17 protein-coding genes, 2 tRNA genes and 2 rRNA genes (1 of these 21 only partly in view) are annotated in these 21,742 nt (G+C 35.4%); 11 read left to right on the forward strand and 10 right to left on the reverse strand.

All coding sequences use genetic code 11. The features are described 5' to 3' along the window. Positions 1-36 precede the first annotated feature (36 nt). The 3 genes from UH7x_RS10105 to UH7x_RS10115 form a co-directional block, all read right to left on the reverse strand. On the reverse strand, positions 37-777 hold the full coding sequence (locus tag UH7x_RS10105) for an SGNH/GDSL hydrolase family protein (protein ID WP_482359816.1): 741 nt from the start codon (positions 775-777) through the stop codon (positions 37-39). A 97-nt stretch (positions 778-874) separates the two neighbouring features. Next, complete coding sequence (locus UH7x_RS10110; RefSeq protein ID WP_482359817.1) at positions 875-1,435, reverse strand: thioredoxin family protein; 561 nt, start codon at positions 1,433-1,435, stop codon at positions 875-877. Positions 1,436-1,554: 119 nt separating this feature from the next. Further along, positions 1,555-2,604, reverse strand: coding sequence for a response regulator transcription factor (locus UH7x_RS10115; RefSeq protein WP_482359818.1), 1,050 nt, complete (start codon positions 2,602-2,604; stop codon positions 1,555-1,557). A gap of 116 nt (positions 2,605-2,720) precedes the next feature. Here UH7x_RS10115 and UH7x_RS10120 point away from each other — a divergent pair, with 116 nt between their 5' ends. Both UH7x_RS10120 and lipB read left to right on the forward strand, forming a co-directional pair. Continuing rightward, positions 2,721-2,876, forward strand: a complete 156-nt coding sequence (locus UH7x_RS10120) for a YqaE/Pmp3 family membrane protein (RefSeq protein ID WP_153755708.1) — start codon at positions 2,721-2,723, stop codon at positions 2,874-2,876. Positions 2,877-2,895: 19 nt separating this feature from the next. Beyond that, positions 2,896-3,612 (forward strand): lipoyl(octanoyl) transferase LipB, encoded by a 717-nt coding sequence (gene lipB, locus UH7x_RS10125; protein WP_482359819.1) that lies wholly within the window; start codon positions 2,896-2,898, stop codon positions 3,610-3,612. Positions 3,613-3,642: 30 nt separating this feature from the next. Here the strand turns inward: lipB and UH7x_RS10130 are convergent, their stop codons facing one another. Both UH7x_RS10130 and UH7x_RS10135 read right to left on the reverse strand, forming a co-directional pair. Then, positions 3,643-4,257 carry a hypothetical protein gene (locus tag UH7x_RS10130; protein ID WP_482359820.1) on the reverse strand — a complete coding sequence of 205 codons (615 nt, stop codon included), beginning with the start codon at positions 4,255-4,257 and terminating at the stop codon, positions 3,643-3,645. Between the two features lie 116 nt (positions 4,258-4,373). Then, on the reverse strand, positions 4,374-4,742 hold the full coding sequence (locus UH7x_RS10135; protein WP_482359821.1) for a hypothetical protein: 369 nt from the start codon (positions 4,740-4,742) through the stop codon (positions 4,374-4,376). Positions 4,743-5,072: 330 nt separating this feature from the next. On the opposite strand from UH7x_RS10135, the gene UH7x_RS10140 reads away from it, so the two are divergent. The 4 genes from UH7x_RS10140 to UH7x_RS10155 all read left to right on the forward strand — a co-directional run bounded on the left by UH7x_RS10140 (position 5,073) and on the right by UH7x_RS10155 (position 10,903). After that, positions 5,073-5,639: an RNA polymerase sigma factor gene (locus UH7x_RS10140; protein ID WP_482359822.1), complete on the forward strand. Its 567-nt coding sequence runs from the start codon at positions 5,073-5,075 to the stop codon at positions 5,637-5,639. Continuing rightward, positions 5,640-6,377 carry a tetratricopeptide repeat protein gene (locus UH7x_RS10145; RefSeq protein WP_482359823.1) on the forward strand — a complete coding sequence of 246 codons (738 nt, stop codon included), beginning with the start codon at positions 5,640-5,642 and terminating at the stop codon, positions 6,375-6,377. A 394-nt stretch (positions 6,378-6,771) separates the two neighbouring features. Next, the gene (locus tag UH7x_RS10150) at positions 6,772-8,106 is read left to right on the forward strand and encodes a S8 family peptidase (RefSeq protein WP_482359824.1); all 1,335 of its coding nucleotides are present in this window, start codon (positions 6,772-6,774) and stop codon (positions 8,104-8,106) included. A gap of 67 nt (positions 8,107-8,173) precedes the next feature. Then, complete coding sequence (locus UH7x_RS10155) at positions 8,174-10,903, forward strand: CHAT domain-containing protein (protein WP_482359825.1); 2,730 nt, start codon at positions 8,174-8,176, stop codon at positions 10,901-10,903. A gap of 5 nt (positions 10,904-10,908) precedes the next feature. Here the strand turns inward: UH7x_RS10155 and UH7x_RS10160 are convergent, their stop codons facing one another. From UH7x_RS10160 to UH7x_RS10180, 5 genes are all read right to left on the reverse strand, one after another. After that, complete coding sequence (locus tag UH7x_RS10160) at positions 10,909-11,607, reverse strand: TapB family protein (RefSeq protein ID WP_482359826.1); 699 nt, start codon at positions 11,605-11,607, stop codon at positions 10,909-10,911. A 13-nt stretch (positions 11,608-11,620) separates the two neighbouring features. Further along, the gene (locus tag UH7x_RS10165; protein WP_482359827.1) at positions 11,621-12,964 is read right to left on the reverse strand and encodes an OmpA family protein; all 1,344 of its coding nucleotides are present in this window, start codon (positions 12,962-12,964) and stop codon (positions 11,621-11,623) included. Between the two features lie 227 nt (positions 12,965-13,191). After that, positions 13,192-13,794: a ribonuclease HII gene (locus UH7x_RS10170; protein WP_482359828.1), complete on the reverse strand. Its 603-nt coding sequence runs from the start codon at positions 13,792-13,794 to the stop codon at positions 13,192-13,194. A gap of 23 nt (positions 13,795-13,817) precedes the next feature. Next, positions 13,818-14,822, reverse strand: a complete 1,005-nt coding sequence (gene yiaK, locus UH7x_RS10175; protein WP_482359829.1) for a 3-dehydro-L-gulonate 2-dehydrogenase — start codon at positions 14,820-14,822, stop codon at positions 13,818-13,820. Positions 14,823-14,895: 73 nt separating this feature from the next. Beyond that, entirely contained in the window at positions 14,896-15,909 is a 1,014-nt protein-coding gene (locus UH7x_RS10180; protein WP_482359830.1) for a zinc-binding alcohol dehydrogenase family protein, read from the reverse strand. A 357-nt stretch (positions 15,910-16,266) separates the two neighbouring features. Here UH7x_RS10180 and UH7x_RS10185 point away from each other — a divergent pair, with 357 nt between their 5' ends. The 5 genes from UH7x_RS10185 to UH7x_RS10205 form a co-directional block, all read left to right on the forward strand. Next, a complete protein-coding gene (locus UH7x_RS10185) occupies positions 16,267-18,252 on the forward strand; it encodes a putative porin (protein ID WP_482359831.1) in 1,986 nt (661 codons plus the stop codon). 672 nt (positions 18,253-18,924) lie between these two features. Further along, positions 18,925-20,449, forward strand: a 16S ribosomal RNA gene (locus UH7x_RS10190). Between the two features lie 147 nt (positions 20,450-20,596). Next, positions 20,597-20,670, forward strand: a tRNA-Ile gene (locus tag UH7x_RS10195). A gap of 141 nt (positions 20,671-20,811) precedes the next feature. After that, positions 20,812-20,885, forward strand: a tRNA-Ala gene (locus UH7x_RS10200). Positions 20,886-21,014: 129 nt separating this feature from the next. Continuing rightward, a 23S ribosomal RNA gene (locus tag UH7x_RS10205) occupies positions 21,015-21,742 on the forward strand; it runs 2,105 nt beyond the window's last position. The 16S and 23S rRNA genes sit together here with 2 tRNA genes alongside, the layout of an rRNA operon.

Below are 21,742 nucleotides of genomic sequence, written 5' to 3' on the forward strand. Positions count from 1 at the left end.
GTGGTTTATTAAGCCTGCAAATATAGGTACTATGCGCTAATTTTTCAATTGAGAGACAATTATTGGTAGCATGCGGTCTACGAATTTTTTATAAGCCGCCGCTGACGGATGTAAATCATCTGATGCGACAAGCTCTTTTTCTTCTAATCCTCTACGGGTAATATCTGTAATATCAATAAAACTGACACCGTTTTTGTCAGCTATTTGTTCCGCAAAAGAATTATATTGGTCAATTTCTTTTGAAATTTTATCCCGATCAAAACCTTGACCAAAAGGGGTAAATCCCCAATCTGGAATGGATATGATTACTAACCGATCTTTATTGTTGTTGGCTAATTTTAATGAACGCTCAAAGAGTTCTGTAAATTCCTTTTCGTATTTGGCAAAAGACAAACCTTGATATTGATTATTTACACCAATTAATAAAGTAACTAAATCATAAGAAGAAGCTATGGTATTTGTGTCAAGAGCGTTTAATAGTTCATCTGTTCGCCAGCCTGCCGTCGCAATAATTTTATGATTTACGGAAACATTTAAATTGTTGCTTAATTCCGAAGCAAGTTGAGCAGGGTAGTTTGATTCAGGTGCTACACTCGTACCTATAGTATAGCTGTCTCCCAATGCTAAATAATTAATGGTTTTTATTTGTGCCCCAGTGTTAATAGGCTCTATTTTATTATTTACTTGGGAAGGCAAGACTTTTTTGCTGCAGCCTAAATTCAAAAAGCTAAATAGCAGTAGATAAAGTATTCCAATATGTATGTTTAATCGTATCATACTGCTATTTACGAAGTTTTTTTTAAGAGGTTCATTATGAGGTAAAATAGCTAAAAACCTTTAAAAAAATGATTTTTTGAATCAAATATCTAACAAATCAATCAAAATGGAGTGATTTAGGATAATTGGGAGTGTACGGTTTCTGGGTTACAATTTTATTAATATCGCTTTCCAAAGTTTCAATTGGACTTTCGATAATTCTGTTCGTTTCTTTGCCATCTTTATAAAAAATAAAAGTGGGCACGCGTTTTATACTTAAGGCCCATTCTTCACCTGTCGGACTTTTTTTATAGAATTCTTTTCTTTTATCTACTGCGACTATTTTTAGGTTCTCCAATGGGAAATTAGCCGATTCAAGGATTTTTATAAATCGAGGTACTTCACGTTTACTATCACCACACCAAGTACCCATAAATAAAAGTATTTTGTGCTCCGATAATTCTTTAGATATGGGGTCTATGGTTTCGACATCTTCTTTGTAATTGTCGAAATTATTTCTATACCAAGTTTTATAAGAATTAGAATTAAAGGCTTCAATATTTATTGGACCAATTAAAAATGGTTGTTGATTTTCTACTAAAACTTCTTGATTGATTTTCTGGGCTAGAGTAGTGTTAAGAATAAAAAGTGACAGCATAGTCAAGATACTAGTTTTCATAAATTTCGGTTTTAAATTATTGCCGAAAGTTGTTGAAAATGTGTCTTGAAAAATGGAATTGTAGGATGGATTTCGGTTCTAGTACCCCGGTTGAATTTTGTAAAGTAACGGAAATATTACTAGCTCAGAAGTTGTTTAATTTCTTCTCGCGAAGTAACATTAAGTTTTTTGTAGAGATTATTAATATGTGTTTTTACAGTGCTGAGACTGATAAATAACTCTGCAGCTATTTCTTTATTGGTTTTATCATTTAAAATTTCATCAACGATTTTTTGTTCTTGTGATGTAAGTTTGTCTAGAGCGTTATTCTTTGCTTTTTGTGTAGCGTATTTTCGTTGCCAGATTAAAAAGATATTTAAGGAAATCGAAAGTCCGAGAAGAATTCCTAATACCCATTTCCAATTGGCATATTGAGTTTTGTTTCCAGTAGTTAGTATTTTGTCTGAAGCAATTTCAGATTCGTACAATTGGGTAAATATTTCATTGGGATATTTTTCCTGCAGACGTTCCGATAATTGGGAATAATAAGAGTTGTCAACTACATCTTTTATATAATAGGAGTAGGTTTCATTTCTTTTGTCAGAAAGGAAATCGAAGATATAGAGTTCAGCTAGGGGCTCATTGAGGGTTTGGCCAAAAGATTGAAAATTGGAAAACCATTTTTTAGAATTTAGCTTTTTATTTGCAGTACTATGAAAGTCATTAAAATCGAAAGCCATTTCTTCTTTCAAGATGTCGATTTCAAGAAATACTGACGATTTTTTATTGGTAGAAGTAATTTCGCATAATACTTGGTCTCCAAAACTTGTTGGGAAACTTACAGTGTCGTTATTGTTGGCGATAAAAAGTACACTTTTACTGTTTTCGCATTTTCCAAAAAAGTGATTCGGATTTTGTTCAGGCGCATCACATTCATCAAGATGAATACGATAAATTCTATTGGAATCTGGTAGGTTATTTCCAGCAAATGAGAAGTGTCCGAGGGAATCAATAGAAGTTTTTTTTATGATTTGATCGAATGAAATACGGGATAATTTTCGATAATCTTCAATAACAGAAAGATATACTATTTTGCCTTCAATATTCTCATCTACCTGGCCACTAAAATTATATTGCGCGCTTATGACGGTGGTAAAAGTCAAGAATAATAAGAATAATTTCAATTTCATGAAGTAAGTTTGAGCCCCTAAAATAAGCGAATTTGTAACAAATTGGTTATTCTAGCGACCTATAAATACATCAATCAATCAGTCTCGATGAAAATTGAGAATAAAATCAAATTGAAATGAGTTTTTTTAGAGTACTATTAGCTATAATATTTCCGCCCTTATCTGTAATAGGTAAAGGTTGCGGTTCTTTTTTAATTGTATTGTTGTTGACATTCTGCGGTTGGATTCCCGGTGTGATAGCAGCATTAATCATATTAAATAATCCGAATTGATCACTGTATCTTTGCTTAGATGAATAAGCAGGTGCACATACAAGATTTAGGTTTGAAAGACTACAAGGAAACTTGGGACTTTCAAGAATCTCTTTTTCAAAAAACAGTTGACCTTAAAATTAAAAACCGCCGCGAAACTTCACATCACAAAACACCCAATCATTTTTTATTTGTAGAACATCCGCATGTATATACTTTAGGTAAAAGTGGTGACATGAGTAATCTTTTAGTTGATGAACAACAACTAGAAGAAAAACAGGCAAAGTTTTATAAAATAAATAGAGGAGGTGATATTACATATCATGGTCCCGGTCAAATAGTAGGCTATCCGATTTTGGATTTGGATAACTTTTTCACAGATATACATAAGTTTTTACGGCTTTTGGAAGAAATGGTAATTCTGACCTTAGCCGAATACGGATTAAAAGCAGAACGGTCAAAAGGTGAAACTGGAGTTTGGTTAGATGTTGGTACTCCATTTGCACGAAAAATTTGTGCCATGGGAGTTAGAGCTAGCAGATGGGTGACTATGCATGGTTTTGCATTGAATGTAAATACGAATTTGGGTTATTTTGATTTGATGATTCCCTGTGGAATAAAAGACAAAGCAGTTACTTCTTTAAATATAGAGTTAGGACAGAAAAATGTTGATGTTAATGAGGTGAAGCAAAAATTGCTCAATCATTTTCAAGTACTTTTTGAGGCTGATATAATAAATCAAAAAACCTCGGTGTGAGCCGAGGTTTTTAAATTTAAAAATATAATTTTAGTATTCAAGACCAAAATGATCCATTACTTCTTCATATGTCATACTAGAATAATCTAGTGAAGCTTGTTTAGCGGACAAGCTAGAAGGTTCAATTAGTACATAACGCACGCTTTTTTGTGTTGGTGGTGCATCCGATCCTGCTTCGCTATTTTTGGTGGCTTGTACAGTTATAGATCCAACATAAAAATAACCATCAATAGTAACATCATTTAAAAAGGTGTAATCAACTGGTAACATACTAGCTGTTGTACCAGTTGTATTCTTTAAATAGGCTAACATTACATAACTATCATGAACTTCCTGTGTAATACGATCATCAAGAATTTCATCTGAAGCATATTGGCCTGTAAATAGGGAAGATTCCCATTCAGTTCCAAAATCAATTTCAACCCAAGCAGATGCTATTACATTTGCATTACCATCTTCACCATCAGCTCCGTCTACACCATGGGTGCCGTCAACTCCGTCTGTTCCATCTACTCCGTCAATACCATTTGTTCCTGCTACTCCAGCGGGTCCTGCAGGACCCACATCTCCATCTTTGGAGCAAGAGGTAATTGCAATTGAAATAACTAATAAAAGACTCATCATAAATTTCATTTTTGTTTTCATCTTATTTTATTTTTAAAGATTATAGCGCTTTAATGAGCTTAAAATTTATAGGTTAACATTTAGGTATAAAAAAACCTCGACTTAGTGCCGAGGTTATTAAAATTTAAAGTGTTCTATTACTCGCTTTGAGCATCCACAACCCCTTTATCCAACATTTTAGAGACCTTTATTTTTAGTTCTTCTTTTTTGGTAGCATCTAAACTAGTAGCGTAAAGGTCATACATTTCTCGAATTTGTTCTTTTAGTTCTTCGGATACTTCCATATTTTCTATCATTTCAAGATAATTATCGGCACCTCCAGTCGGGTTTTCACTATCGCTCAATCCAGCGAGTTTAAAAACATCACCATACATTTTGGTTTGTTCATCGAGCAAATTCATTTGTTTTAACGTGTCTGATTTAGAAATGGAGTTAGTCGTTTGTGCATTGCAAGCTGTAAATGCACCTAAAAAGCTAACTAGTAATAATGTGATGATAGTTTTCATAGTTAAATAATTTAGTTTTCGATGGGTTTTTATGAAGTCAATACAATTAGCAACAGTAATATTATTGCTCCTAGGGCGGCAAAAAGTAAGTGTTTTAAAACTTCTAGTTTTTCATAATTTTCCATTGTAGTATATTTTTAATTCGCTTTTTTATGTAAGCATATACTATAGGGTTAACATGGCGTATGATTTTTTCAAAAAAATATTGTAGTAAAAACACTACAAGAGTCGATGTTCGTTGCAATTATCACATATTAAGAAGTTCAGCGCCAACAAAAAATGTTAAATTAGCTTCGTCCATTGTTAACCTTCTCAATTGAAACACATTAAATGGAAAATGAAATAGCAGCGATAACACTTGAAGACTTAAGAAAAGGTTCAGATGCAGTACTTAAGAAAGTATATGAAGAGAACCGAGACAAGTTTTTAAATTTTGCCAGACGTTATAATTTAACAGAGGAAGAGAACATAGATGTTTATCAAGATGCATACGTCATTTTTTATGATAATGTAATGAGTGGAAAGTTAGAAACCCTTACTAGTAGTATTTCTACTTATCTATTCGGAGTTGGTAAATATTTGATTTTTGATCAAATGAGAAAGAATAAAAAAACAGTGGGCAGTAATTTTGATTTATCTAGAGTTGGAGAGTCCGACGAGTTGGTAAGTACTTTTGAAATGGAGCAGCCAGGTCTAACTACAGAGCAGCAGCTATTGAAAAAATACTTTAGTACGCTCGGAAAGAAATGTCAAGAATTATTAACCCTGTTTTACTACCGTGGTTTTACCATACAAGAGATTATGGAAACTGGCGGATACAATAGCGAGAATGTCGTAAAAAGTCAAAAGTCTCGTTGTATGAAAACCTTAAAAGAAAGAATTACAGAAAATAGGTAAATGATGGATAAAGAACAGTTGCTTTTAGATTATTTCGCAAAAAACTTGACCCCCGAACAAGAACAACAATTCAATGAACTGTTGTCAACTGATTCGGAATTCAAGCAACAATTCGATTTTGAAAAAGATTTGCAAATTGTTATACGTGAAAAAGAATCTAACGATTTAAAATCGAAACTAGTAGATTTTGAAAATGAGCGCGTAAAAGAAGTGCCAGTACGGACACTAAAGCCCAATTATCGAAAATGGGCTATGGCGGCTTCAATAGCTTTAGTCGTAACACTTGGTTGGTTAGGATATAACAACTTTTCTGGTCCTAATTATAATTCGATGTTCGATGAGAACTATCAAGAATACCCGAATACAGTTTTTGCGATAACCAGAGGGGAAACAATAGAATCTATTGAGCGAGATGCTTTTGTGGCTTATGAATCTGGAAATTATCAAAAAGCTATTGATGAGTTTAATAAAATTCCTTCTGATAATCGCGAAGAATATTTGACCTTATATATAGGTCTGTCCTATTTAGGACTAGGTGATTTACAGGAAAGCAGAATTTATTTTAATAATTTAATTTCATCAAATTCGGAATATACGCCTGAGGCACTTTGGTATTCAGCTTTAATTGCTATCAAAGAAAAAGATAAAGAAAGTGCTGTGAATAGTTTAAAAGCACTCACTTCTAAGTATGATTTTCAAAAAGATAAGGCTCTTGAGTTAATTCAAGAATTAGAATAATCTAAAAGTGTTTTTACTTTATTGAATAATTATTAAAGTAATGATTTTAAGTTACTTCGGTATTTAAAAGGCTTCTTTTTAAGAAGTCTTTTTGCAATATATACACTTTTAAATTTAATTTTCTGTCTCTTTTGAAAGATTATACCTTCAAATAATGAAAAATAATGATTTCTAAACCACTAGTTTCTTAAGATTTCTTATATTTCGATGCACTACTTGTTAACCCCACAAAGATTCTCCCATTAAGTAGTAGCATTCTTAAAATTAACTATATATCGAACTGCAAAATAGTGGCCTACATAGTAGTGCTATAATGCCTTTGGTCATGCTATTTTGTGCTGAATAAATATGTCATTTTAAGTTTGTTGAAATAAGTCAACCTAAAAATTAAATTATGAGAAAGAGTGTATTAGTAGTACTTGCAATTGGGGCTATTTGTCTACAAAGTTGTACTAAAGATTTTTGGAAACATCATGGACATGGTCACGGTCATGACGATGATGATATTATTAGAGTTGTTGTTGATGAAGGATTAGAAGACCAAGGTCCAAATATCATTATGTCTCCCAATAAATTAGTTATTAGTTTTGATTCTGGTTTAAATCCTAATCAAAGACAAGAAATTCGTGATGATTTTTCAGTAATTGTAACAGAAAGCTGTAATTGTGGCGATACCAATATTGAACGTTGGACCATAGATACAGATGTGCTTGAAATTGAAAGAGCCGTAAGTAGGTTAAAAGATAATTCGGGAGATAAAGATGTAGAAGGTGATCAAGATTTTGATATCGTGCTACCAAGAGTATTAGGAAATTTTGCTGGTCCTAACGACTTTGATCCTAATAATCAGGAAGTAATAGTGAATTTTACACCAATGGCTAATGAAGTTAACATTGCGGTGATTGATACAGGTCTAGATTATTTGAACTATGATTTTGGAACTGATTTGTTATACGGGGTGCCAAATTCAGTTTGTTTTGGCACTTTTTCAGGATGGAATTTTACTGAAGGAACGGATAATGTTTTGGATCAGCATGGGCATGGTACTTATGTTACCAAGTTAGCGATGTCCGTTTTGGAAGACGCGGGGGTCGGCTATAATATTTTACCGCTAAAGGTTTTCAATGGTAGTGGCGAAGGCTCGTTATTTAATGTAATCTGTGCATTAGGTTATGTACGTGACATACAAGATAAAGGTGGTGATATTAATATTGTAAATGCTAGTTTCGGTGGAGCTATGTTACAAGAAGACATTGAAAAGCACGTTGTTTTGAATCAAATTCTGGATAATCTGAAGAATAAGGGTGTGCTAGTAGTAGCCTCTGCCGGGAATAAAGGGGAAGATAATGATGCAGGAGCAATGGGACATTTTATTTCGGGTAATTCTGCGGACAATATTTTTGCAGTTGGTGGCTATGATGATACTAGTGGAACCATAGAGGTGTCATCAGAATCAAATTTCGGTAATAAAAGTATTGACGTAGCTGTTCCTTTTGGAGGCTATGGGGTAGAGCTTGTTAATGCTTCGAATGAAGTTGTACAAGCTATGTTAACGGGGACCTCTTACGGTGCAGCATATATTAGTGGTTTTGCTGGTAATTATTATATCATGCGAGGTCCAGAGGGAGTAGAACTGAAGAACGAAATTTTAAATGATGGTAATGTTACAAAAACTGAATCTGGTTTAGATGGTAAAATAAAAGACAGTAAAGCCATTGAGGTAAATTGATTTTTTCATACAAAGTATTAAGCCCGTGCAAATTGCATGGGCTTTTTACGTTTATTATATTTAACATATGAAGAACTTATTCTTACCTTTTTTATTGATATCTACTTTTTGTTACGGACAACATGATGAATTATTGAGCATTATAAATTCGGATGCTGAAATTGAAGTGATACAAAAGAAGATAGATTCGTTTTTATTAGTACATCAAAAAAGTCTATCAAAAAGTATTTTGGCAGACTGCTACCACGATTTAGGTAGTAAATGGTACTTTAAAAATTGGAGGTCTCTTTATCGGAAGAACGATATTCAAGATGCCATTATGGTAACGCAGAAAGCTGCAACTCTTAAAAAAGAGTTAGATAATTTAGACCATGATTCCTTAAAGAAAACATTGTACAATCTGGGGCGTTTTTATTCTATAAATGATAATATATTTGAATCTATTGAGGCTTATATAAGTATATTGGATATTGGTTATGAAGACAGACGGACTCAAAATGCCAATAGAGAATTAGGTAAAAGTTATAGTTTTATTGGAGATTTTCACAAAGCACTAAAAAGTTTCAATGAAGTAAAATCGTTTTATGAGAACGATAATGAAAATTTAAACGAATTATTTGATTCTTATTTTGGACTAGCAGTGACCTATGCTGAAATGGGACTTGAAGAAAATTCATCCGAAATACGTACTTATCTAAATAAAGCTGATTCTATATTAACACTTACTCAAAATGATAATTATGGTTTTAAAGAGCAAATTAATCAAATAGAAGGTAATCGACTTCTAAGTATTGGAAAATATGAGGTAGCTATTCAATATCATTCTAAAATTCTTGTTGATTCTATGGAATTATCTTCATATGACTTAGCTCGTGTTGTTAATAGCATCGCATTCTCTCAATTGAAATTAGAAAAATATAACCTCGCAAAAAAATATCTAGATAAAGCAATTGAACTAGATTCGACCTACAGTGACCCTTATGAAAATCTTGGCGATTGGCACATTGCACAAAACAAATTTGAAGAGGGGCTTTATTTTTATCAAAAAGCATTGGTCTGGGCAAGTGACAGAAATAAGGAGGTTGTTTATGACAACTTGCTTACAACAGAAGAATTGGAACTCTCAGCAAATAAAGTTTCACTTTTAAACCATATCGTGACCAAAGCAAATGGTTGGCTACAATACCATGAATATGATGGTAATAAAAACCATCTTGAACATGCTTTGGAGACATTTGATCTAGCGGATCAATTAGTAGATATCATTCGGGCATTGAGTACCGAACAACAATCGAAACTTTTTTGGCGTGAAAAAGGATCTTCGTTATATATGAAAGCAGTTGAAGCTTGTTTTCTACTTAAAAAGCCTGAGCGAGCATACTACTTTATGGAACGAAATAAGGCACTACTATTATTGGAAAACGTGACTAACGAACAAGCAAAAGAAATTGCAAGCCTGCCAGATTCTATTGCCAAACGAGAATTTGAATTAAAGCGCGCTATTTTTCTGGCTGAAAACGATTTACAGAATAGCGAATTGACCGCGAACAAGGTATCTGAACTGAAGGATGAAGTTTATAAAAGTAAAAGACGGTTCGAACAATTTTCAGATTCATTGGCAACAAATTTTCCGAATTACGCTAACCTGAAGAAGAATGTAGAAATACTATCACATCAGACTTTTAAGAATGCTTTTATTTCTGAAGATGAGGTTGTTTTACAATACATTTTAAATGACGAACAAGGTTTTGGGTTATTGACAACTAATGCAGAAACTGTTTTTTATGAGTTAGAAAATATCGAAGTGATAAATGAGAGAATAATAGAGTTGTATGGGCAATTAACAGATTTAAAGTCTAGTCGTGAAAAAATAAAAGAATTTAATACAAATTCTAATTTTGTTTTTAAGGAGTTGATTCCTGATACTGTTTATGAAAAAATTAAAGGTAAAAAGTTAACTATTGTTAGTGATTATATTTTACAACAGCTTCCTTTCGAAACTTTAGTAACTAATGTGGACACAAGTCATTATTTGATAGAAGATTCAGATATTCGATACGCATATTCCATGTCTTATTTACAAGCTAAAAATGAAATTGCTATTCATCCAGAAAAGGAACTGTTAGGCATAGCACCTGTTAGTTTTGCAGCTTTGCTTCTTCCGGATTTGGCATTTAGCGGCGAAGAAGTTACGGAAGTGCAAAAAATATTTGAAGGGCAATCTTTCTTACGAGAAGCGGCCACAAAACAGCGGTTGCTTGATAATTTAAATGATTATCGGATTATTCATCTTTCTACTCATGCTGATATTAGTGAGAAACAGAACCACTGGATAGCACTAAATGATGAAAAATTATATCTAAATGAGATTTATGCAAATAAAAACCAGGCAGATATGGTAGTTTTAAGTGCATGTAATACGTCGTTAGGTGAACTTAAAAAAGGTGAGGGCGTAATGAGTTTGGCAAGAGGTTTTTTTCACTCTGGAGCCAAAAGTGTAGTCTCATCACTATGGACAACAAATGACAAGGCTAGTAAAGATATTATGACTGCCTTTTATAAAGAATTAGATAAAGGTTTAACGAAATCAGCTGCGCTTCGAAATGCCAAAGTGGAGTATATTAATAAATATAGGGTCACAAATATTTCACCTGCCTATTGGGGTGCGCTAATTGTTATTGGTGATAATTCACCCATTCGAAATACGAGTTTCTTGACAGGTAATTTAAAATGGGTGATACTGTCTCTACTTATAGTTGTAGCTATCATTATATTCGTGAAAAAACGAAAGGCCTAATTCATCTATTTACTGTACTTAGTCAATTCTGATTTGCTTTCTAAATTTCCGTTTTTCTTATATGTTTCACTCTTAATCATTCCTACTCCTTCTGCTAACCAAGTCTTTGTTTGCATTTCTATATTGGCTCCCATCACTTTTGAAGTGGAATTTTCCGTTAGAACATAACAATCAAAAGTACCCGCAGTTGTTGTGACACTTTCTTTTTTCTCAACTTTTCGATTGGTTTGGTCTACAGATACGCTCATATTAATACCAGACATGCTCATTGCTACGGTAACGTTAGCATCTGGTAATTCTTGCCCTACATTTAAGTCATTTGGTAACTCAATGTCAGTTCCCGAAATATCCATTTCTAGGCCCATTTCTGTATACTGTTTCATCATTTGTGAAGGGAATAATGATTGATAATCTACTTTTACTATGCCATTTTCACAGCTAAAAGTGTAGTCAGTTTCAAAAGCTTGTTTGCCTTTTTTGTCGTGAAATTTGAGATTGAAAGTTGCTACTGAAGCAGCACCATCTGACTGAACATCTGAAATGAGATAGTTTATTGTTCCTTCAACTTTTCCTTTTTTATCTGAATTTGTGTATTCGAAAGTGCTGCCTTCTTTTAATGGATAAAATTTACTACAACTGTCTTGAGCGAATGTTACGCCAATAAATAAAAGGGATAGAATTATTGTTAATGAGATATTTTTCATGGTTTTGTGTTTTTTAAAGTTTAATAAATTCTACGCGTCGGTTTTGCGCCTTTCCATCTGCGGAAGAATTGTCCCCTACCGGTTCTGTTTCACCTTTTCCATCGGTTGATAATCTTTCGGAAGATACATTATAAACGGAAACTAAAGCATTTTTTACTGCATCGGCTCTTTTTTTAGATAATTGCATATTCTTGCTGTCATCACCATCGGCATCTGTATGACCTACAATTTTTAGATTAAGTGAGTTATCTTGTTGTAGTACTTGATAAATCTGACGAATTATTCCCATAGATTGCGGTTGAATAGTAGCTGACCCACTATCGAATAAAATACCATTTGTTGATATTTTTCCATCAGCAAGTAGTTTTCTCCGCAAGTCCACGCCTCCTTTTGCAATCTTGATATTTCCAATAAATATGGATTCTTTTTCGGTATCCGTACCGCGAAGCTTGAATTTAATACCCTGCATTTGTGTATTCGTAGGAAGCAGTCTTGGAACATCAATAAATTTATTTTCGTTTATCCATAATCTAAATCGTTCTTTATTTACGGCTACAGAGATATGGTGTTTTTTATTTATGATGTTTCGAATATCTGCACTTACTTCATTTCGGATAACCCTTTTTGAAGCAATGTTGTTTTCAACGACTACACCTCGTCCAATAAATTGACAAAAAGAGTATTCCACTATTCCAAAATTTGCTCCTTTTTTAAAGGTGTTATTGTCGCTTACTACGATGCCGAGATACGATTGTGATGAGGTTTTGTTATCTAAGCCTGTAGCAATTACATCAAATTCTAGTGTGAATTCTTCAGGTAAATTTGTCGCATCCGGAATATATGCGGTATTATAACCAGGAAGAATTTTAAGCCATTTGTTAGGGTACTCATCAAGCGTTACTAATTCTCCACTTCCATTTGTGTTCCATTGTGCCGGGAAGTCCCCTATGAAATCATTAGAAAAATCATCTACAAAAATCGGAGTATCACCAGGTACAAAGTCGAACTTACTATAAACTTTTATGGTTTGAGGAGTATCGTCTTTTTGATTAATCGATGGGTTAGACTCGTTTTGTTTATTTGATACAGAATCATCAGTTTGTTTAGATGTTTCTTGTTTCTTTGGTAATGGTTGCTTTTGATTTCCATTACCTTCTCCAGATTCAAAAATACTATCTAACGCTTGGTCTGTTTTTTCTGACGTTTCTTGTTCTACTCTGCGTTCAACTGTTCTCTCGGCTGCTCTTTCAGCGGCTTTGCCTAATTTTTTTAAAAATTGAGCTTCACTAGTTTGGCATACTAAAAGAAGGCCAGTAATTAATAATAATTGTTTAAATAAGTGTTTTCGTTTTTTCATTTTAATCGGGGTTTAGTCAATCTATAGTTTAATGTTAAGCTCATAGAAGCTTAACTAGTTATATGAATTAATGACAAAACCTGTAAAAGGTTAACATCAAAACTAAAAGATGAAGTCTTTTAATAATAAAAACTTGTATTTATTGGACTTGAAAATTGTCTAGATGGTAGTAGAATATGTGTGAATGGTAAAAAAGTACTTTTTCCTACATGTAAGAATACAGGGGCTTATTGGTTTATTTTGAGTTCTAGCTGTTCTGGTAACATTCGAAAGCTTTTTCGATGATATTTTGTAATGCCAAATTTTCTAATGGCTTCTCGATGTTCTTTTGTCGGGTATCCCTTGTTTTTTTTCCAATTATACATTGGGTATTCCAAATGAATTTTTTCCATGTAAGCATCACGATACGTTTTTGCTAAAACTGAGGCGGCAGCAATATTTAAGTATTTAGCATCGCCTTTAATAATACACTGGTGAGGAACTTCTTTATAAGGTTTAAATCTATTACCGTCAACAATAATGAATTTAGTTTCCGTTTTGAACTGCGCTATAGACTTATGCATTGCCAAAATGGATGCATTTAAGATATTGATTTCGTCTATTTCTGTGGGGTAAATATGTGCTACTCCATATTCAATTGCTAAATCCTCCAATAAAGGTCTTAATAGATTTCGTTTGTTTTCTGATAGTTGTTTGGAGTCGTTAAGAATTTCGTTTTTAAATCCACGCGGAAGTTTTATAGCGGCAGCAGTAACCGGACCTGCAAGACAGCCACGACCAGCCTCATCTGTGCCTACTTCATCAAAATATTTAAAATATCTTTTTAGCATTCTCGGTTGATAACCTTCTGAAGTTAAATTCTAGCTAATAACTTATTCCAAACTTCATCATTTACAACAATTCCATCTTTCATGTGTTGCGCTCTTCTTTTCCTGGTTTGGCTACCTGGATACTCAATAGTACCGCCTTCCTTTTCAGGCATTGCATTAGTGACATGATTAATAATCTCATCAACCAATTCTTTATGCTTATTGTCACTATTCATTTGTTTAGCATCGAAACAAATAAAGACTTGTGAAAGTCCGTATTCAGCTTCCATCTCACCAATTTTAGCAGTAGACTTTCCAGATGATAATAAGGTTACAAGCAGGTCAACTAAGATTGAAAGTCCAGACCCTTTCCAATATCCGGTTGGTAATAATCTTTTAGAATCTAAAATCGCTTGTGGATCCGTAGAAAGTTCACCTTCAGAAGTATATCCTCCAGGAAAAGGAAGGTCTTTGCCATTCATGGCTAAATTTTCCATTTTTCCATAAGAGAATTGAGATAAAGACATATCAAGAACTATGTGACCTTCTTCTTTTGGTACAGCTACAATTAGTGGATTGTTACCAGTGTTTGCTTCTTTTGCACCCCATGTAGGCATGTTGGGTGAGGTGTTTGTAAAACATAGGGCAATACAACCGGCTTCTGCAGCTTGCCAACCATACGTTCCACCGCGCATCCAATGACTTCCATTTTGTAGCGCAACACAACCCATTCCAGATTCTTTAGCTAATTCAATAGCGCGCTTAATACAGAAATCTGCATTTAAAGGGCCAGCCCCTAATTTGCCATTCCATCTTTCAAAACTACCAAGTGCTAATTCTCGTTCTGGTTTTACTCCTAGTTGAACATAGCCATCCGTAATTGTTTTAATAAAAACAGGAAAGCGATTAATTCCGTGAGAGTGATATCCGTCTGCGGTTGAATCTGCAAATATCTTTGCGCATAATTCAGATTCAGATTTTGAGAATCCGGTATCAGAAAGAATTTTTTCAAAAACATCAACGAGTTTTTTATAAGCAACAAGAGCCATAAAATAGTAGTTCTAAATTAATAAATAATGAAAGCGTATAAAGAAAATTGGGTGAAAGGTATACCTTATTATATTATAAACTAAGCATCGCTTTTACAACTCCGGTTTCAGGTTTCAACCACGAATCGAAATTTTCAATCATTTCTTCAAACGAAACTTCATGTGTAACGTATGCATCAGTAGGGAAAACACCACTTTCTAATACTTCTTTTACTTTCAGCATATCTTCAATAGTAGCATTTCTGCTGCACATTAGTGTAGTCTCTCTACTATGTATAAAAGGATGGTTAAAAGTTAAATCACCTTTATGATGACCAACGAGAACATATTTACCTCCATGCGCCATATAGTTAACTCCAGACTCCAAAGCTTTTTTGTTGCCAGTAGCATCAATTACAACCGTAGGAAGTTCATTGTTGTTGCAAGCTAATAAGTTCTCCAACGGATTGTCAATAGCATTAACCAAATGCTCAACACCAAATGCCTCTTTGGCGAAATTTAAGCGCTGATCATTTACATCCATAGCAATTACATTTGCCCCTGCTACTTGTGCGAGTTTAATTATGCCAAATCCTATAGGGCCGCATCCAATAACCAAAACAGACTCCCCTTTTTTAATATCTGCCCTTCTTAAACTATGAGCGCCAATTGCTAACGGCTCAACTATTGCAATTTCTTTGTCCGTTAAAGTCCCAGCAGGTATTAAAATGTCTGTTGGTAAACTAACCATCTCTTGCATACCTCCATCGGTATGAACTCCTAAAACTGCAATATCGGTACAGCAATTTGTTTTGCCGTTTCTACAGGCAACACAATTTCCACAACTTAAATAAGGCATGATGATAACATGGTCACCAACTTTTAGGTTTTGTTCGTTCGCATCAATTTCTAGAATTTCGGCCGCTAATTCGTGACCTAATATTCTAGGGTACGTAAAAAAGGACTGATTACCTTGAAAGGCATGAAGATCAGTTCCGCAAATACCAACTTTAGTGATTTTAAGTAAAGCTTCTCCAGACTTACGTGATGGAGCTTCTTTTTCTTCCATTAAAAATGTACCAGGTTCTTTACAGACAATATATTTCATATGCTTATTCTATTTTGATTAAAGATTTGATGTCTTTAAATATGATTTGACTTCAAATTCTTAGAATGTCTAAATTATAGGTTTATGCATCAAGTCGCAAAATAAGTTTGAAACAAAACAGAATTCGTTTAGATTGACTAAAATTAGCGTTACTAAAATAGAGAATTGACTCGAGATACAATTGTATGAAATTAGTTAGTAAAACTTTCACACCGCATTAACATCAAAAAAATTAACTTTGTTCCAGAGATAGCATTTCAAAATTTATAGATAGAATGTATTTGTGCTGTCTTATAAAAATCTGCTAGAAGAGCAGGTCGAGTCTAATTTCCTCCAAATGAGGATTCATTTATATTAATGAGATATTTCTTATTCTTAATTCCCTTTTTTTTCGGAGTTTCTCTATTTGCGCAAGAAGGTCCTCGTGCGCCTAGGAAAGAAAAGGATTCTACACAAGCAGAAAATAAAATAAGACGTTCTCCAGGGGAGTCTAAAGAAAAAGAAGAAATAGAAATCTCAATTAAAGATTATAAGATTATTTCGCATGCTCGCGATACTACCTTTCTTGATACTTCATTAACCATTCAGAAAGAATACAAATACAATTATCTGAGAAAAGACAATTTTGAGTTAATGCCATTCGCAAATATTGGTCAACCTTATAATAAATTAGGAGTAGATTTTGAACGGAATAATATGTTTCCTAAGATTGGAGCAAAAGCGAAGCATTACAATTATTTTGAAACTGAAGATATTGACTATTATAATGTGCCTACTCCGGTTACAGATTTGTTTTTTAAAACAACACTTGAGCAAGGTCAACTGTTGGATGCCATGTTAACCTTCAATACATCAAGACGATTGAATTTTTCAATAGCATATAAAGGGTTTCGTTCGCTAGGTAAGTATCAATATAATCAGGCTGAGTCTGGTAATTTTAGAACCACTATTAATTATGAAACCAAAAATAGACGTTACAATATAAGAGGGCACATAGTTGCACAAGATATAGAAGGGGAAGAAAATGGTGGTATTAATAGTAAGGTTGAGCAATTTGAATCTGGTAATACCGAATTTTCCGATCGAAAACGAATCGATGTCTTGTTTGCAGATGTTAGCAACAAGATATTAGGCAAGAGATATTATATCGACCATCAGTATAAGCTGCTACGAAAAACGAAAGATTCGAGCAGAACAGAGAAGACTTCATTAGCTATTGGTCATGGTTTTAATTATGAAACCCGTTATTATCAATTCGACGATGGTGCAGAAAATGCATATTATGGCTCCGCATTTCTAGGTGTTATTAGCGATAGAGCTAGACTAAAAACAATGAACAATGAATTTAATATGAAATTCAGTAACGCAACCCTTGGTGTTTTGGAGGGAAACTTATCCTTATATAATTATAACTATTATTTTAATAGTAAGTTGATTACTGAAGACCAAATAATTGATAGTCAATTAAAAGGAGAAGAAGTCATTTTGGGTGCTAAGTATAGAAATCAAATAGGAGGTTTTAAATTAAATGCAGATGTAAAGTATACGCTTTCAGGTCAGTTAACAAATAACATGATGAAGGCTACTGCACAATATCAATTAAATGAAAACAATAATGTAAAAGCTACTGTTCATACTTCTGCAAGAATGCCTGATTTTAATTTTTTATTGTATCAGAGTGAGTATTCAAATTACAATTGGCAGAATACTGATGTTTTTGAAAATGAAAAGGTCAACGGTATTCAGTTTGATTTAGAATCAAAGTTCTGGGGTAACCTTTCATTAGATTATTCCACAATTGATAATTATTCGTATTTCGGTGTTGATCAAAATGAAATACAAGATGACTTTGAGCAATCTGCTATAAAGCCGTTTCAAGAGAGTAATGTAATTAATTATACAAAGGTTAAGTATAATAAAGAATTTAGATTGGGAGCTTTCGCTTTAAACAACACTGTAATGTATCAGAATGTTTCTCAAGCGAATCAAGTTTTAAATCTGCCGCAGGTGGTAACAAGAAATACGCTTTATTTCTCTTCAGATGTATTTAAAAAAGCAATGTATATACAAACAGGTGTAACCCTAAAATATTTTACAGCATATAATATGGATTCTTATAATGCCGTTCTCGGGGAATTTTATATTCAGAACGATGAGGAGTTGGGTAATTTTCCTATGCTCGATTTTTTTATAAATGCACGAGTACAGCAAACCAGAATTTACTTAAAAGCGGAACATTTTAATTCGAGCTTTGGAAAGACTAATAATTTTTATGCTGCACCGAACTATCCATATCGAGATTTTGTAATTCGTTTTGGGCTGGTTTGGAATTTCTTTTCGTAAATATTTTGTCCCTATTAGCTTTTTTTGTCTTCCAATAATCATTTTTTAGAAAAATAATTAAGGATATTATTCTGTTGCTTATGTGTATTTAAATAAAACTACATGTAATTTAATTATGTTTAGCTAATAATTCTCTAGTTCTTATGTTCGGTAGATTGATGGGTGGAATGGGGATTTAAAAGAGTGTGGATACATCGCGTAATTTTTTTTCAATTTTTATCGATGTGTAACAGGCTGTAATGTAAGGGGTTGAAATTTATTTGAAAAATAAATTTCAAATAGTTGTTTGATAACTAAAAAACAGTGTTACATTTGCGCCCCGCTAGCGAGATATTTAGGTATTGAATTTGGTGGAAAGGTCAAAGTAAACGTTCATAAAAGTCTTGTTGAATTGTATTAGAAAAGGAGGATTAATTTTTTTCAAAATATAGTTTGTCAGATCAAAAAACAGTTTTATATTTGCACCCGCTTTGAGGCAAAGGTTTCGGAGCAAAATATAAAAGTTCATTCACATATTGTAGAGACAACTTAAGTTTTATATTTCGATATAAAGTTGAGTTAAAAAGATAAACAGCAGCTCTAAAATTTATTTTAGAGAAGTTAAGAATTAGATCGAGAAACAGGGCTGGGAGAATTATTCAAAGGTTGAAGCTTTAACATATTTAAGAATCGACAATGAAGAGTTTGATCCTGGCTCAGGATGAACGCTAGCGGCAGGCCTAACACATGCAAGTCGAGGGGCAGCGGGAGTAGCTTGCTACTTGCCGGCGACCGGCGCACGGGTGCGCAACGCGTATAGAATCTACCCTTTACTGAGGGATAGCCCAGAGAAATTTGGATTAATACCTCATAGTATATTTTTATGGCATCATTAGAATATTAAAGGTTACGGTAAAGGATGACTATGCGTCCCATTAGCTAGATGGTAAGGTAACGGCTTACCATGGCTACGATGGGTAGGGGCCCTGAGAGGGGGATCCCCCACACTGGTACTGAGACACGGACCAGACTCCTACGGGAGGCAGCAGTGAGGAATATTGGACAATGGGCGAGAGCCTGATCCAGCCATGCCGCGTGCGGGAAGAAGGCCCTATGGGTCGTAAACCGCTTTTATACAGGAAGAAACCTATCTACGTGTAGATAGCTGACGGTACTGTAAGAATAAGGACCGGCTAACTCCGTGCCAGCAGCCGCGGTAATACGGAGGGTCCGAGCGTTATCCGGAATTATTGGGTTTAAAGGGTCCGTAGGCGGGCCATTAAGTCAGGGGTGAAATACTACGGCTCAACCGTGGAACTGCCCTTGATACTGATGGTCTTGAATAATGGTGAAGTTGCCGGAATATGTAGTGTAGCGGTGAAATGCATAGATATTACATAGAACACCGATTGCGAAGGCAGGTGACTAACCATTCATTGACGCTGATGGACGAAAGCGTGGGTAGCGAACAGGATTAGATACCCTGGTAGTCCACGCCGTAAACGATGGATACTAGCTGTCCGGAACCTTGAGTTCTGGGCGGCCAAGCGAAAGTGATAAGTATCCCACCTGGGGAGTACGTTCGCAAGAATGAAACTCAAAGGAATTGACGGGGGCCCGCACAAGCGGTGGAGCATGTGGTTTAATTCGATGATACGCGAGGAACCTTACCAGGGCTTAAATGCATTTTGACAGGTCTAGAGATAGATTTTCCTTCGGGCAATTTGCAAGGTGCTGCATGGTTGTCGTCAGCTCGTGCCGTGAGGTGTCAGGTTAAGTCCTATAACGAGCGCAACCCCTGCCGTTAGTTGCCAGCATGTAATGATGGGGACTCTAACGGGACTGCCGGTGCAAACCGTGAGGAAGGTGGGGACGACGTCAAATCATCACGGCCCTTACGTCCTGGGCCACACACGTGCTACAATGGCCGGTACAGCGGGAAGCCATGCGGTAACGCAGAGCGGATCCACAAAACCGGTCACAGTTCGGATCGGGGTCTGCAACTCGACCCCGTGAAGCTGGAATCGCTAGTAATCGGATATCAGCCATGATCCGGTGAATACGTTCCCGGGCCTTGTACACACCGCCCGTCAAGCCATGGAAGCTGGGAGTGCCTGAAGTCCGTCGCCGTAAGGAGCGGCCTAGGGCAAGATCGGTAACTAGGGCTAAGTCGTAACAAGGTAGCCGTACCGGAAGGTGCGGCTGGAACACCTCCTTTCTAGAGCATTGTTCACCATCCGGTGGACATAGATTTGACTTTTGAAAGTCTAACAGTCCTGTTTTTTTCGATTTATTTAAGTTTTATTTTTTGTAGTCTCTATAATCATAATATAAAGGAACGGTGTGCTTATGGTGCATCCGGGACAGTCCCGTAGCTCAGCTGGTTAGAGCGCTACACTGATAATGTAGAGGTCGGCAGTTCGAGTCTGCCCGGGACTACAATTTTCAAATTGTAAGTTCAAGAGATTGGGTTTTGGGTTTGAAAAACGTTCATTGAGAATAAAAGTATTGGAAATTCTAGAAGTTGAGTAGTGGTTAGAGTACTAACTACTAACTACTAATTGCTAACTACTAGTAATTGGGGGATTAGCTCAGCTGGCTAGAGCGCCTGCCTTGCACGCAGGAGGTCATCGGTTCGACTCCGATATTCTCCACAATTCAGAATTAGTTCTGAAAAACGTTCATTGACATATTGGGACAGGGTATATACTTAGGTATATACTTTGAAAAAAGAAACACGAATTTTTTAAGTAAGAAGTACGAATTAGAATATAAAAGGTCTGGCGACAAGCTGGAAAAGGGCGTATGGGGAATGCCTAGGCTCTCAGAGGCGATGAAGGACGTGATAAGCTGCGAAAAGCTACGGGGATCGGCACACACGATATGATCCGTAGATATCCGAATGGGGCAACCCGGCATATTGAAGATATGTCATCCGCAAGGAAGCAAACCCGGTGAACTGAAACATCTAAGTAGCCGGAGGAGGAGAAAACAAAAGTGATTCCGGGAGTAGCGGCGAGCGAAACTGGATTAGTCCAAACCGATTTTGTTTCGGCAAAATCGGGGTTGTAGGACCACAATATCGTGTGCATAATGAACTAGAATCCTTTGGAAAGAGGAACCATAGACGGTGATAGTCCGGTATAGGTAAAGATTGTATATGTAGTGGTATCCTGAGTAGTGCGGGGCACGTGAAACCTTGTATGAAACCGGCGGGACCATCCGCCAAGACTAAATACTCCTGAGAGACCGATAGTGAACCAGTACCGTGAGGGAAAGGTGAAAAGAACCGTGAATAACGGAGTGAAAAAGATCCTGAAACCATACGCTTACAAGCGGTCGGAGCAGTGCTTGCACTGTGACGGCGTGCCTTTTGCATAATGAGCCTACGAGTTACTTTTACTAGCAAGGTTAAGGTCTTCAGGACCGGAGCCGTAGCGAAAGCGAGTCTTAACAGGGCGCCATAGTTAGTAGTAGTAGACGCGAAACCGTGCGATCTACCCATGGGCAG

The organism is Aurantibacter sp. UH7, assembly GCF_056839165.1.

Coding starts and splice junctions, on each gene's coding strand:
- UH7x_RS10105 (WP_482359816.1), bottom strand. CDS start 777: ATGATACGATTAAACATACATATTGGAATACTTTATCTACTGCTATTT.
- UH7x_RS10110 (WP_482359817.1), bottom strand. CDS start 1,435: ATGAAAACTAGTATCTTGACTATGCTGTCACTTTTTATTCTTAACACT.
- UH7x_RS10115 (WP_482359818.1), bottom strand. CDS start 2,604: ATGAAATTGAAATTATTCTTATTATTCTTGACTTTTACCACCGTCATA.
- UH7x_RS10120 (WP_153755708.1), top strand. CDS start 2,721: ATGAGTTTTTTTAGAGTACTATTAGCTATAATATTTCCGCCCTTATCT.
- lipB (WP_482359819.1), top strand. CDS start 2,896: ATGAATAAGCAGGTGCACATACAAGATTTAGGTTTGAAAGACTACAAG.
- UH7x_RS10130 (WP_482359820.1), bottom strand. CDS start 4,257: ATGAAAACAAAAATGAAATTTATGATGAGTCTTTTATTAGTTATTTCA.
- UH7x_RS10135 (WP_482359821.1), bottom strand. CDS start 4,742: ATGAAAACTATCATCACATTATTACTAGTTAGCTTTTTAGGTGCATTT.
- UH7x_RS10140 (WP_482359822.1), top strand. CDS start 5,073: ATGGAAAATGAAATAGCAGCGATAACACTTGAAGACTTAAGAAAAGGT.
- UH7x_RS10145 (WP_482359823.1), top strand. CDS start 5,640: ATGATGGATAAAGAACAGTTGCTTTTAGATTATTTCGCAAAAAACTTG.
- UH7x_RS10150 (WP_482359824.1), top strand. CDS start 6,772: ATGAGAAAGAGTGTATTAGTAGTACTTGCAATTGGGGCTATTTGTCTA.
- UH7x_RS10155 (WP_482359825.1), top strand. CDS start 8,174: ATGAAGAACTTATTCTTACCTTTTTTATTGATATCTACTTTTTGTTAC.
- UH7x_RS10160 (WP_482359826.1), bottom strand. CDS start 11,607: ATGAAAAATATCTCATTAACAATAATTCTATCCCTTTTATTTATTGGC.
- UH7x_RS10165 (WP_482359827.1), bottom strand. CDS start 12,964: ATGAAAAAACGAAAACACTTATTTAAACAATTATTATTAATTACTGGC.
- UH7x_RS10170 (WP_482359828.1), bottom strand. CDS start 13,794: ATGCTAAAAAGATATTTTAAATATTTTGATGAAGTAGGCACAGATGAG.
- yiaK (WP_482359829.1), bottom strand. CDS start 14,822: ATGGCTCTTGTTGCTTATAAAAAACTCGTTGATGTTTTTGAAAAAATT.
- UH7x_RS10180 (WP_482359830.1), bottom strand. CDS start 15,909: ATGAAATATATTGTCTGTAAAGAACCTGGTACATTTTTAATGGAAGAA.
- UH7x_RS10185 (WP_482359831.1), top strand. CDS start 16,267: ATGAGATATTTCTTATTCTTAATTCCCTTTTTTTTCGGAGTTTCTCTA.